Annotated in this window: 13 protein-coding genes and 1 tRNA gene; 9 read left to right on the top strand and 5 right to left on the bottom strand. The window is 63.3% G+C overall.

The window, feature by feature from the left end:
- The first annotated feature begins 72 nt into the window (after positions 1-72).
- The 7 genes from tuf (at position 73) to rplA (ending at position 4,062) form a co-directional block, all read left to right on the top strand.
- Entirely contained in the window at positions 73-1,263 is a 1,191-nt protein-coding gene (gene tuf / locus B5G20_RS01240) for an elongation factor Tu (protein ID WP_087354215.1), read from the top strand.
- A 203-nt stretch (positions 1,264-1,466) separates the two neighbouring features.
- Positions 1,467-1,616, top strand: a complete 150-nt coding sequence (gene rpmG, locus B5G20_RS01245; protein WP_019127809.1) for a 50S ribosomal protein L33 — start codon at positions 1,467-1,469, stop codon at positions 1,614-1,616.
- Between the two features lie 12 nt (positions 1,617-1,628).
- Positions 1,629-1,704: transfer RNA gene (locus B5G20_RS01250), tRNA-Trp, on the top strand.
- Between the two features lie 78 nt (positions 1,705-1,782).
- A complete protein-coding gene (gene secE / locus B5G20_RS01255) occupies positions 1,783-2,166 on the top strand; it encodes a preprotein translocase subunit SecE (protein WP_087354218.1) in 384 nt (127 codons plus the stop codon).
- A gap of 3 nt (positions 2,167-2,169) precedes the next feature.
- Positions 2,170-2,706 carry a transcription termination/antitermination protein NusG gene (gene nusG, locus B5G20_RS01260; protein WP_087354221.1) on the top strand — a complete coding sequence of 179 codons (537 nt, stop codon included), beginning with the start codon at positions 2,170-2,172 and terminating at the stop codon, positions 2,704-2,706.
- A gap of 117 nt (positions 2,707-2,823) precedes the next feature.
- A complete protein-coding gene (gene rplK, locus B5G20_RS01265) occupies positions 2,824-3,252 on the top strand; it encodes a 50S ribosomal protein L11 (protein WP_087354224.1) in 429 nt (142 codons plus the stop codon).
- Between the two features lie 102 nt (positions 3,253-3,354).
- Positions 3,355-4,062, top strand: a complete 708-nt coding sequence (gene rplA / locus B5G20_RS01270) for a 50S ribosomal protein L1 (RefSeq protein WP_087354227.1) — start codon at positions 3,355-3,357, stop codon at positions 4,060-4,062.
- Between the two features lie 339 nt (positions 4,063-4,401).
- Here rplA and B5G20_RS01275 read toward each other — a convergent pair whose 3' ends face one another.
- The 5 genes from B5G20_RS01275 to B5G20_RS01295 all read right to left on the bottom strand — a co-directional run bounded on the left by B5G20_RS01275 (position 4,402) and on the right by B5G20_RS01295 (position 10,100).
- Positions 4,402-5,355 (bottom strand): hypothetical protein, encoded by a 954-nt coding sequence (locus tag B5G20_RS01275; protein ID WP_087354230.1) that lies wholly within the window; start codon positions 5,353-5,355, stop codon positions 4,402-4,404.
- Positions 5,356-5,419: 64 nt separating this feature from the next.
- Entirely contained in the window at positions 5,420-7,030 is a 1,611-nt protein-coding gene (locus B5G20_RS01280) for an MBOAT family O-acyltransferase (protein WP_239286815.1), read from the bottom strand.
- An 11-nt stretch (positions 7,031-7,041) separates the two neighbouring features.
- Positions 7,042-7,275, bottom strand: a complete 234-nt coding sequence (locus tag B5G20_RS01285; RefSeq protein WP_087354233.1) for a phosphopantetheine-binding protein — start codon at positions 7,273-7,275, stop codon at positions 7,042-7,044.
- A 66-nt stretch (positions 7,276-7,341) separates the two neighbouring features.
- Entirely contained in the window at positions 7,342-8,532 is a 1,191-nt protein-coding gene (locus B5G20_RS01290) for an alanine racemase (protein ID WP_087354236.1), read from the bottom strand.
- 50 nt (positions 8,533-8,582) lie between these two features.
- Positions 8,583-10,100 carry an amino acid adenylation domain-containing protein gene (locus B5G20_RS01295; protein WP_087354239.1) on the bottom strand — a complete coding sequence of 506 codons (1,518 nt, stop codon included), beginning with the start codon at positions 10,098-10,100 and terminating at the stop codon, positions 8,583-8,585.
- 190 nt (positions 10,101-10,290) lie between these two features.
- Here B5G20_RS01295 and B5G20_RS01300 point away from each other — a divergent pair, with 190 nt between their 5' ends.
- Both B5G20_RS01300 and B5G20_RS01305 read left to right on the top strand, forming a co-directional pair.
- Positions 10,291-10,989, top strand: a complete 699-nt coding sequence (locus B5G20_RS01300) for a response regulator transcription factor (RefSeq protein ID WP_087354242.1) — start codon at positions 10,291-10,293, stop codon at positions 10,987-10,989.
- Entirely contained in the window at positions 10,979-12,706 is a 1,728-nt protein-coding gene (locus B5G20_RS01305; RefSeq protein ID WP_143750188.1) for a HAMP domain-containing sensor histidine kinase, read from the top strand. Before B5G20_RS01300 ends, B5G20_RS01305 begins: the two co-directional genes overlap by 11 nt.
- Positions 12,707-12,872: the final 166 nt, after the last annotated feature.

A 12,872-nucleotide genomic window follows, 5' to 3' on the forward strand; every position in this document is an offset into this window, starting at 1 on the left:
ATAGGCGGGGGAGCCACTTAGTTAAAGAAGGCATTGTCCCATCGGGGGACGACCTTTAAGGAGGAGGGCTAAATGGCCAAGGAAAAGTTTGAGCGCACTAAGCCGCATGTTAACATCGGCACCATCGGCCACGTGGACCACGGTAAGACCACGCTGACCGCCGCCATCACCAAGGTTCTCTCCGAGACCGATGGCTGCAAGGCCGACTTCACTGCGTTCGAGAACATCGACAAGGCTCCCGAGGAGCGCGAGCGCGGCATCACCATCTCCGTTGCCCACGTCGAGTACGAGACGGCCAACCGCCACTATGCTCACGTCGACTGCCCCGGCCACGCCGACTACATCAAGAACATGATCTCCGGTGCTGCCCAGATGGACGGCGCTATCCTGGTCATCGCTGCTACCGACGGCCCCATGGCTCAGACCCGCGAGCACATCCTGCTCGCCCGTCAGGTCGGCGTGCCCTACATCGTCGTGTTCCTCAACAAGTGCGACATGGTCGACGACGAGGAGCTCATCGACCTCGTTGAGATGGAGACCCGTGAGCTCCTCTCCGAGTACGACTTCCCGGGAGACGACATCCCCGTCATCCGCGGCTCTGCTCTCGGCGCCCTCAACGGCGAGGAGAAGTGGATGGACTCCGTCCGCGAGCTCATGCAGGCCGTTGACGACTACATCCCGACCCCCGAGCGCGACGACGCCAAGCCCTTCCTGATGGCCGTCGAGGACACCATGACCATCTCTGGCCGTGGTACCGTTGCCACCGGTCGTGTCGAGCGTGGCGTGCTCAAGCTCAACGAGCCGGTCGAGATCGTCGGTATCAAGGAGACCCAGTCCTCCGTCGCCACCGGCATCGAGATGTTCCGCAAGACCATGGACTTCTGCGAGGCTGGCGACAACGTCGGCATCCTGCTCCGTGGTATCAAGCGCGAGGACATCGAGCGCGGTCAGGTTCTCTGCAAGCCCGGCTCGGTACACCCGCACACCAAGTTCACCGGCGAGGTCTACGTCCTTACCAAGGAGGAGGGCGGCCGTCACACCCCGTTCTTCGATGGTTATCGTCCGCAGTTCTACTTCCGTACCACTGACGTGACCGGCACCGTCAAGCTCCCCGAGGGCACCGAGATGGCCATGCCTGGTGACCACATCACCATCGAGGGCGACCTCATTCACCCGATCGCCATGGAGGAGGGCCTCCGCTTCGCTATCCGCGAGGGTGGCCACACCGTCGGCTCGGGCGTCGTGAGCACCATCATCGAGTAACTCCGTTATTCGGTCATTCACGGCTTGTGCAACCCGGTTCCCTCGCGGGAGCCGGGTTGTTTTCTGTGCAGGACTGTCGTCAGGTTATGTACCGTTTTTGCAGATGAAGCGGGCTGCGTAGGATACTGTTGACAGACACATCAGACAGATGCTAATGTATTCCACCGTGCCCGTCCGGGCGGTATTGGGAGGTAATAAGTTTCATGCGTACCCTAGTCACCCTTGCATGCACCGAGTGCAAGCGTCGCAACTACACGACGACCAAGAACAAGGCCACCATGCCTGACCGCATGGAGATCAAGAAGTATTGCCCCTGGTGCCGTCGTCATACGGTTCACAAGGAGACCCGCTAGTCTTCTTAACATACGCCAGTAGTTCAATTGGTAGAGCATCGGTCTCCAAAACCGAGTGTTGAGGGTTCGAGTCCTTCCTGGCGTGCCAGTAACCAATCCGTAAGCCCCATTCTCGGGGCTTACGGTTTTACCATGTAAGAGCAGGTTTTGCCGGAGGTTGTCGATCATGGCGAACATGAAGACCAAGAAGGGCGATACGGCTGCTGCCGCCCCTTCCAAGGCTAATGCCAAGAAGGCCGAGAGCCCAAAGCAGACCGCCAAGGGTAAGCAGGCCAAGCAGGCCAAGCAGGCTGCCAAGGCCAAGCAGTCCAAGGCTCAGGCCAAGGGCAAGAACGGCAAGGCTGCCAAACCCGGCATCTTTACCCGTATCAAGAAGTACTTCTCTGCGGTGCGCTCCGAGATGAAGCGCGTCACGTGGCCCACCAAGGAGGAGCTCATCAACTATTCCGTTGCCGTGTGCATCTCGCTCGTTGTCGTGGGCATCGTTATCGCGGTGCTCGACTTTGGCATCAGCGAGGGCCTCGTGCTGTTCTCGGGCCTGAGGGGGTAAGCCATGTCTAAGCGCTGGTATGTGGTTCACACCTATTCGGGTTATGAGAAGAGCGTCAAGACCGATCTCGAGCATCGTATCGAGACCATGGGCATGCAGGACCGCATCTTTGATATCGAGATTCCGACCGAGAGCGTGACCGAGATCAAAGAGGGCGGTAAGCGCGAGACCAAGGACGTCAAGATCTTCCCGGGCTACGTGCTCGTCCGCATGGAGATGGACGACGACGCGTGGACCTGTGTTCGCAATACGCCGGGCGTCACGGGCTTTCTGGGCGCCAACGGTAAACCGTCGCCGCTTTCGCGCGACGAGTACAACAAGATGATGCGCCGCTCCAAGAAGGGCGATGCTCCCAAGCGCACGGCTGTCGGCCTTGAGGTCGGCACGTCGGTGCGCGTGACGTCGGGCCCGCTGGCCGACTTTGACGGTCAGGTTGCCGAGGTCAACGCCGAGTCCGGCAAGGTCAAGGTAACGCTTGTCATTTTTGGCCGCGAGACCCCGGTGGAGCTTGGCTTTGACCAGGTGGCCATCATCTCTTAGTTCGTTCGTTCTCGCGTCGGTGTTCCCGCCGCGTCCGCTCAACGCGGAGGGTGCTTCTAGCACAGGCGTGTCTACGATATAGCACGTATCAAACCAGCTGTAAGGAAGGTTTCCACCATGGCTGAGAAGAAGGTTGCAACCGTCATCAAGTTGCAGATCCAGGCCGGTCAGGCCAACCCCGCTCCTCCCGTTGGCCCGGCGCTCGGTGCCGCTCAGGTCAACATCATGCAGTTCTGCCAGGCGTTCAATGCCGCCACGCAGGACAAGATGGGCGACATCATCCCGGTCGAGATCACCGTTTACGAGGATCGCTCGTTTGACTTTGTGACCAAGACCCCGCCGGCGGCTCACCTTATCAAGAAGGAGCTCAAGCTCAAGAGCGGCTCCGCTGTGCCCCAGCGCGACAAGGTTGGCCAGCTCACCCAGGAGCAGCTCACCAAGATCGCCGAGATCAAGATGCCGGACCTCAATGCCAACGACATCGAGGCCGCCAAGAAGATCGTTGCCGGCACCGCCCGTTCTATGGGCGTGACCATCGCCGAGTAGCACGTTGGTATCCCGTGGCCGTCTTGAGGCGGCCGCTCCGCGCGCCTGAGGGCGCATAACGATGTGGGAGGGCGCACGCCCGTTGACCACAGGAGGTAAACAATGGCAAAGCATGGAAAGAATTTCCGCGCTGCGGCCGCCAAGGTCGACAGCCAGAAGCTCTACACCCCGCTCGCGGCGGTGAAGCTCGTCAAGGAGGTCGCTCCGGCCAAGTTTGACGAGACCGTCGAGGCCCACTTCCGTCTGGGCATCGACACCCGTAAGGCCGATCAAAACGTCCGCGGCTCCATCTCGCTGCCGCACGGCACCGGCAAGACCGTCCGCGTGGCTGTCTTTGCCGAGGGCGAGAAGGCGCGCGAGGCCGAGGAGGCCGGCGCCGATATTGTGGGTTCCGATGACCTCGTGGCTCAGATTCAGGCCGGCGAGATCAACTTTGACGCTGCCATCGCCACCCCCAACATGATGGCGAAGGTCGGCCGCATCGGTAAGATCCTCGGCCCCCGTGGCCTCATGCCGAACCCGAAGCTCGGCACCGTGACCATGGACGTGGCCAAGATGGTCGGCGAGCTCAAGGCCGGCCGCGTGGAGTACCGCGCCGACCGTTACGGCATCTGCCACGTGCCGCTGGGCCGCGTGTCCTTCGATGACCAGAAGCTCGTGGAGAACTACGCTGCGCTCTACACCGAGCTGCTGCGCGTGAAGCCGTCCTCCGCTAAGGGCCGCTACGTCAAGAGCATCTCCATCTCCTCGACGATGGGCCCCGGCGTTAAGGTCGACTCGACCGTTCAGCGCGACTTCATGGCTGAGTAGCCCTGTAGCTTCGCATAGGATACAGCGAGGTAAGGAAGCCCCGGATCGCAGCTGCGATCCGGGGCTTTTCCTGTATTGCCTCGAGTCTCATTCGCACGGCGCCGAAAAAGCTGCGTAGTAGGGCACCTTTGCCCTGATGCCGGATGTGGCGCCGTCACCTTCCGTCCGCTACCAGGGGAAATCCCACTACGCTCCCACTGGGTATCGTGGTCGTTCGGGAAAAGTGCCCTACCAACGCGCACCTTTGGACGATGTTGGCCTGATTCGGTCCGTCTAAGCCTTATGATGGGTCCCAAGAGGGCCGCGGGGGGGCGGTGGAGCCGCGCGGCCCGCGGCCTCTTAACCGAGGTTCGCCGATGCCTGGGTCCACTGGCGATAAGCGCTCTCCCCACGGTGATCGGTCAGGCGGTAATTCGTTCTGAGCCAGTCACCCACATAGTGAGAGACCTTCCGGGCGCCCTTGATGTTGAGGTGGTCGCCGGCATCAGAGGTTTCCACCTGCCAGTCGATCGGCACCTCGGTGCCATCGAAGTTCAAATCGAGGTAGCTGACATCGGACCCGTATCCCTTGCTATCCAGAAACGCCTGCACTGCGTTGTGGCGCTGCGTGCTCCAGTTCTTCGTGCTGGGAGTACTGAGAAGCACCACCTTGATACCGCGGTCGCGGCACATGTCGATCATCGAGGTCAGATACCACTCATTCAACGGTGAGATGCGCTCGCGATCGGTGGTCGGTTTCATGTGGTCGCGAATCTTCGAGGGGACGACCTGCTCGTTGGGGCGAAATCCTTTTGCTGGGTGCGTCCAAGTGGTCTTGGGTTGAGCGGTCAGGTCCGCAGGGGTGAGATGCTTCCAGCGGTTGTGGTACTCGATGATGGGGAAGAGGTTTGCCGCCTCGCGCCAGAGAATCTGGTCGGCTTTCATCTTGCGGAAGATCATGTTGGTCTCGAAGACCACGACCCGGGGATTCTGCTTCTCGAGCGCATGGGAGAGGATCGTCTTGCTGTAGCAAAGGGGCTGTCCACTAGTGGCGATATCGTAGGAGGTGAAGCCCTGCTCGTTCCACATCTGCAAGGGAGAGAGCGAGGTGTAGACCTCGGAATCCCCAACGAAGAGCACGTCGAGGGAGTCTGAGGGCTCGCCGAGAACACCGAAGGCCGCCTCGTCGATCTGTCCGAAGGAGGCCTGATTGTTCTTGGGGACGAACAGGGATGATAACGCGAGGCAGGCAACAAGCACCGCTACGGCGGATAGCCCGATGCACGCAAGGGGCGGAAGGTGGAATCGCTTCATGTTGTTTCGCTTTCAATCGAGTGCCGGCGCCCATGAGGTGCGGGGCCGGGCGCCGGCGGAGGGGCTAGAACTGTGCGTAGATAGGGTCGAGTGGGACATATCCCTGGCCGTAGGCCCCGAAGACGATGATGACGACGCAGATTGCGGCGAGGGCGGCGCAGCTGATGCCGATGCGGTGCTGTAGCGCGGGGCGTGGGGTGCGGCAGCCGAGCTCGCGCCAGAGGCCGAAGAAGAGCATCGCTACCGCGAAAAGCGCCACCACGGCGAAATCCGCCGCATCCATGCCGGGGGCGAGGACCGATCCGTCGATCAGCGCCGCGGGAGAGAATCCGCTGGCGATACGCCCGAGCATCCCGATTCCCGCGCGCACTCCCTCGGCGCGGAAGATGAGCTCGCCGACGAACACGATGGTCCAGGTCCGGAGCACCTGGAAAACGATCCAGGGCCGCGCGGAGGGGTCGATCTTCAGTGCGCGCCTCATGCCGCTGAAGAGGGGCTCGAGCAGGCCCGAGGCCAGAATGGTGACGAAGTAGTACATGCCGAAGAACAGGTATTGCCAGCCCGAACCGTGCCAGAGGCCGTTAAGGATCCAGACGCAGAAGAGGGCAACGCCGCCAGACAGTACCGATCCGGTACGGGTGCCGAAGACCTTGCGCGCCCCGCGGGCGAATCGCTTAACGGGAGACGAGAGGGAGACGGGGTAGAACACGTAGTCGCGCAGCCATGCGCCGAGCGTGATGTGCCAGCGCTGCCAGAACTCGGAGGCGGTGCGGGAGAAGAACGGTTGACGGAAGTTCTCGGGCAGGCGTACGCCGAAGATGCGTCCCACGCCGATCACGATGTCGATCGTACCGGAGAAATCGCAGTACAGCTGGAAGGTGTAGAGGACCGCGCCGAGGGCGATCACCGTGCCGCTCCACGCGGTGTAATCGGCGAACACCGGCTTGACGTAGAGGTTCAGGCGGTCCGCCACGATGATGGTCTTGGCGACGCCCCATGCGATGCGCACGAGGCCGTTTACGAGGTTGTCCGTGCGAATCGGCTCGCCAGCTGCAAGCTGGTCGGCGGTCTCCCCATAGCGGCAGATGGGGCCTTCCATGAGCTGGGGGAAGAACCCCATGAACAGGGCGAGGCGCATGGGGTTGCGCTCAGGCTCGATCGTCGAGCGGTAGACATCGAACACATAGGAGAGCGCTTGCAGCGTGTAGAACGAGATGCCGATGGGGACGCCGATTTTGGGCGGCACGAGATGCCACTCAAATCCCACAAGCGTGCCGAGAGAGGACGCGATCCCGCCGAGAAATCCGAGGTATTTGACCGAGACGAGGATGCCTACACTCGCGAGCGCGGAGAATCCGACGACCATGCGGCTTCGGTTCCGATAGCGCGCCTTGATGGCCCGTCGCTCGGCGCGGTCACGCGTGCCCGCCACGGCCTCGCGCTGCTCGGCGCGCACGCGACCCAGGACGAGGCCGGTGAGATAGGTGACGAGCGTCGTTGCGATGAGCAGTACCAGGAGCTTGCCGCTGATGAGCCAGAAGCAGGCGTAGCTCGCCAAGAGAAGAACCCAAGGGCGCACCCGCTGAGGCGAGAGCGTGTAGATGAGCGCCGTGGCGGGCACGAAGGCGCCGAGGAAGGCGAGCGAGCAGAAGGAGTTGATGATATGTCCGTTCATGGGGGAGCGCCCTACAGGTCCTCATCGAGCAGTCGCTCGATGAGCGCATGGATGCTTTCGGCGGAATCGAAGTTGTCCGCAACGATCTCGACTGCGGGGATGGTTATGTCGAACTCATCCTCGAGCTCGGAGATGAGGGCGATGATGGTGAGCGAATCGAGGACGCGCCTGCGAACGAGCCCCTGTTCGGTTTCGAAATCGATGCCGGGCTTGAGCTCTTCGAGAATGTCGATGATGGTGTCCATGGTGCTGTTCCTTTCGTATGGCTGCGGATCGTTCGGTGAATGGATCAGATGGTTGTTCGGGATGGTCTAGCAATAGGGTGTGTTGAAGGGGTGGGTGGGAACGGCGGCGCGCGAAAGGCGCGGAGCTCCGTCGATTCCCACGGTGACGACGGCCGGTAGGTCACGCGAGAGGAAGAGGGATATCCCCTCGGTCATGCTGTAGGCGCCCACCTGCTCGAAGGCGATGATCCTTCCCGGCTCCAGGCCGGCGAGGGGGAGCTGCTTGGCAAGGATGTCGTTCACGGTGCACAGGGAGCCGAAAACGTTCCAAGTCGTCTCGCATTCGGCCCCTCCGTCCCCGGACCCGTCTTGGAGAATGCGGCAGGGGGGTTGGCGCATGGCCATGGACTGCCCGTAGTACACGAGGTGGTGGATGCCGCCGTCAACGATGGCGTAGCGCTGGCCCCGGTCGCACTTGGTATCCACCACGCGCGTGAGGTAGGTCCCGCAGGCGGCGACGAGCGAACGGCCGACCTCGAGCGTCACCTTGCCCGGGAAGCGCAGGTTTGCGAGAGCCGTTCCCATGGCGTCCAGAAGCGCCTGCTCGTCGAACGCGTCGTCGGAGAAGTACGCGACCGGCAGGCCGGGGCCGTACTCGAGCTCCTCGGCACGCCAGCCGTACTCGAGCTCGAGACGGCCCAGCATCTCGTCGAGACGCTCGATCTCGCGGACGATGCGCCGCGGGCCCGATTTCTGGGTTCCCGAGAAGAATTGGACTCCCTTGATGGCGAGGTTGGGATAGCGCTCACGTGCATCGATCACCTCGCGCAGCGTCTCGGCGTCGATGCCGAACTGGTTGCCGCTGGTGAGCCTGATGAGCACGGGCACGATGCGCGCGTGACGGACGGCGAGCCCGTGCAGCAGCTCGAGCTGGCCGAGGGACTCAATGGTGAAGCGGTGCGGCAGCTTCGGTGCCGCGACGAGCTCGTCCATAAGGACGGGGTCCTTGTAGACGCCAGAGACGACGATGCTGTCGGGGTCGATGTCGCAGGACTCGCAGATCGAGAGCTCGCCGGGCGAGCACACCTCGAGCCGAGGGACGAGCGTCGCCATCTGGGGGACGACGAAGGGGTTCGCCTTGATGGCGAAGCAGAGCTCGGTGCGGTCCGGGCAGGCTTGGGCGATGGTCTCGACGCGGCTGCGCAGGCTCCGCTCGTCGAACAGGTAGAGCGGCGTTCCGAAGGTGCGTGCGAGGTCGAGGAGCTCGGTGTCGGTCATGGTTGCCTCCTTGGGCGGTCTTGCAGATGATCGGAAGGTTACAGGCTCGCTCAGCGCCGTCTTCTCGCGCGCACGGTTTCGAGGAGGGCGCGGCGGTCGACTTTGCCGTTTTTGGTGAGCGGCATGCGCTCGACGGATACGAAGGCGTTCGGTGTGAGGTGCGACGGCAGCGATGCCTGCGCGGCATGGGCGAGCTCGTCGAGCCCGGCGGTGCCCTCGAAGAAGGCGAAGATCCGATGGCGCCGCTCGTCGTAGGCGCAGCGGCACCGACTCACACCGTCCAGGCGCTCGATCGCCCCGTCGATCTCCTCGAGCTCGATACGGTGGCCCAGGTGCTTGATCTGGTTGTCGTGCCTTCCGCTGAAGATGAGCTCGCCCCCTGCGGTCAGGCGCGCGAGGTCGCCGGTGCGATACACGGTCTCGGGCACCCAGGGGTTGAGGGGGTTCTGGATGAAGGCCTCGGCGGTGCGCTCCGCATCGCCCATGTAACCCAGGGCGAGCTGCGGGGTTCGCACATAGAGTTCGCCCACGCCGCCCGGCTCGGTGACGGGGTGCATCTGCTCATCGAGCAGCATGACCTCGTGGTTGGGAAAGGGGACGCCCAAGGGGATCCCCTCGGCATAGGAGCGATTCCGGTCGATGCGGTGATAGAGGCAATTGCAGGTGACCTCGGTAGGGCCGTACAGGTTCACGAACTCCGCCTCAGGGGCATGTTCGAGCCAGGTGGCGAGATGCCTTGCGGGCATGGTCTCGCCGCTGAAGAGCACACGCCGCAGGCCGCTGAGGTCGACGCCCTCGAGGGCATGCAGGCTGCTCACCAGGCAGAGGGCGGCCACCGCCCAGGTGAGGGTCGTCGCCCGGTGCTCCACGAGCGCCTCGACCAGGCGCGCCGGCTCAGAGAACAGGCGCCGGGGCAGGATGACGAGGGTGGCTCCGGTGGCGAACGAGCTGTATATGTCCTTGACGGATACGTCGAAGTCGAAGGGGGCCTGGTTTGCGATCACATCGTCCTCGGCGATGCCGAAAAGCGAGGTGAACGAGTCGATGAACTCCACGATGGCACGATGGCACACCGCGACGCCCTTGGGAGTGCCGGTCGAGCCCGAGGTGAAGAGGACGTAGGCGGGATCGGTGTCGAGCGCGTGGTCGCGGATGCGCTCGAGCTCGACGGGGTCGACCGCGGAGCGCAGGAGCTCCTCCACATCGAACGTCTCACGAGCATCTCCGGCCGGGAGCTCTCCTGCCCGTGCGTCCGTGATGACGGCAGGGCCGGCGAGGACCTGGCAGACCGGGGCGAGGCGCGCCGGTGCGGCAACGGGGTCGATGGGCACGTAGCAGCCGCCGGCATAGAGTACGCCCATCATGGCGGCGAGGGCGCGGGAGCCCTTCTCGAGCACCACGACGACGGGGGATGCGGCGTACCCGCGCTCGACGAGGCCGCTCCCGATGCGGCGGGCGAGGTCTCGTAGCTCGGCGAAGGTCGACGCGCCCCATTCATCGACGATTGCGGGCTTATCGGGATACCGCTCGGCGGCATCTTCCAACAGGGTGAGGGCGCTGGCGCACATGGCGGCTCCTTTGGTCGGACTTCAAGGTGGCAACCATGATGCGCGCGCCCGATTAAGCGAGCCTGAGCGCAGTCTAAGTATTTCTTTAGGCTTCGCTCACCGCCCCTCTGAGCCCGCTGGGCGTGGTACCTTTTGGGCAGGATGATCCGGCCCGCCGCCGCTCTCCGCCCTCCCGGATGAAAGGATGACCATGTCCGATGACGCTACCGTGGCCGTGCTCATCGCCGAGGACGATGCCGACATCGTCGAGATCCTGCGTCTTTACCTCATGGGGGCGGGCTACCGCGTGCTCGCCGCCCCCGATGGGGCGAGCGCCCTCGAGATCTTGCGCGAGCAGCCGGTGTCGGTCGTCCTCGCGGATATCATGATGCCCCGCATGAACGGCTATGACTTCATTCGCGAGGCCCGTGCGTTCTCCCGTGCCCCCATCATCATCGTCTCGGCGCGCAGCATGGCTGCCGACAAGGTGCTCGGGCTCGATCTCGGGGCGGACGGCTACATCACCAAGCCGTTCGATCCCATGGAGGTGACCGCCTACATCCGGGCGGTGCTGCGCCGCGTGGACGTCGCGGACGAGGGCCAGGTGCTGCATGCGGGCGACCTTGCGCTCGATACCGAGCGCCTCACCCTCACACGCGCCGGAGAGCCGGTGCCCCTTACCGCGGCGGAGCTCAAGATCATAACGAGGCTCCTCTCCGCGCCGGGTCGCGTATTCACCAAAGAGCAGCTCTACGCCTGCGTTACCGGCGACGAGTCGGCCCCCGCCGCCGGATGCGAGAGCAGTGTCATGGTGCATATCTCGAACATTCGCGCCAAGATAGAGATCGACCCGTCTCATCCGCGCTACATCAAGACCGTGCGGGGATTGGGGTACCGCCTTGAAGCCTAAAGATCACAGAGGCGCCGTCGACAAGCGCGTGCGCGGATCCATCCGCCGCCGCGTCGCATCGCTCGGATCCTTTCTGAAGGGCGTCGGGTCGAGCCTCACCGCTCGCTGCCTCACGGTTGCAGGGCTCTACGCCGCCTTCGTCGCGCTGAGCGTCATGACGGTGGCGGGTCTTTCCGATGCCCACATCTCGAATGCCTTCGTATCCGACGCTGAGTTCGACGAGGTCAAGCAGACGGTCCTGAACGATGACTATTCCGTCCTTGCCGAGAAGCGATTCGCCGGCATGGAGGTGCTGGTGCTGGACGAGTCGGGCAAGACCCTCTACTCATCGAGCTCCATGTTCTCCCAGGCGATCAGCAAGGACGATATCGCCTTCATCAACGAGGAGGAATGGGACGCGCGCTTCAGCGTGTTCGAAGAGCGGGTCGACGGCGAGACCATGTACCGGGTGCTATGGCTCGGCGGTCACGACAACACGGGCTTCGAGACCATCATGGGATATGCCCTCATCGACCACGACCTCAATATCGTCGAGGGCACGATCTTCGGAGATCGCACGTCGATCACCCCGGAGCAGTTCGGTCTCTTGAACGGCGTCATCGAGTTCCCCAATGTCTCCACCGCCGCGGTAGACGATTCCAGTGGTGACGATTACCCGTTCAACATGATCCTGCGGGAGGGACAGTACGTGATCAGCCGCACGCAGGGGGTTAACGACGAGGGGGAGACGCGGATCATCGTCAAGGCGATTCCGGTAATAAACAGTGCCGACTACGACCGCGTCTTCGCGGAGTCGCAGGGCATCATGCTCGCCCTCGTACCAGTGATTGCGGTGTCGACCATCGTGCTCTTCGTCGTCGAGACGCGCCTCATCCGCTCGTCGACGCGGCCCTTGGTGCGCGCGATCGAGGAATACAGCGCGACGCACCGGGTGGAGGCGGAGCCCGAGAAGATCGCCTCCGAGCTCATTCCCGTTTACGACGGTTTCGTCGACCTGACGCAGCGCCTCGAGGGCGCGCAGGCGGAGAAGCAGCGTATGATCGCCGATATCTCGCACGATATCAAGACGCCTCTCACGGCGATCCGCGGCTACGCGCAGGCTTTTCGCGACGGGGTGGTTCCTCCCGATCGGACGGCCGCGTATGCCCAGGCGCTTTGCGCTAAGGCAGAGGTGGCAACCTCGATGGTGGAGGCGCTCGGGGAGTACGCTGCCGCGGAGCACCCCGAATACCGCTGCGAGCTCGAGCGGACGGACCTCGCCTGTGACCTCGAGCGGATCTGCGCCGGCCTCGAGCCGATTGCCGACCAGTACGGAGACGGCTTCGAGGCGCGGATCGAGACCGGACCGATCGAGGTGGAGGTGGATATCGAGCTGGTGCGCCGGGCCATCACCAACCTCGTCTCCAACGCGTGCGTGCATAACGCGCCGGGCACGCGGGTCGGGGTCATCGGATTTTGCGACACCGATGACGAGGGGCGTCCGGTGGTGCGCGTGCAGGTGGCGGACACCGGTTCGGGTATCGATCCCGGTCTCGTCTCGACGCTGTTCGAGCCCTTTGTGACCAGCAACGCCGCGCGCTCCATCGGTAAGGGCTCCGGGTTGGGGCTTTCCATCGCACGGCGCTTCGTGGAACTCAACGGGGGTTCGCTGCGTCTCCTCGAAGAGGCTCCCGAACCCTGGAGCACGTGCTTTGAGATCGTGCTGCCCCGTCTCTAGCGACACGGCGGGGAACCGTCGCCCCGTTCCCGTCGGTTGTCCGGCGGATGCGGGCGCGGGGCGATGTTCTGCGCAAAGATGTCGCGTTGTAGGGCACTTTCTAGGCGGAGATCGACAGAGCTTTAGTTAGGTAAAGTGCTCAGCTGGTGTTTTATCGAACAATCGA

It is taken from the genome of Collinsella sp. An7, assembly GCF_002159335.1.
Lineage (GTDB): Bacteria > Actinomycetota > Coriobacteriia > Coriobacteriales > Coriobacteriaceae > Coprousia.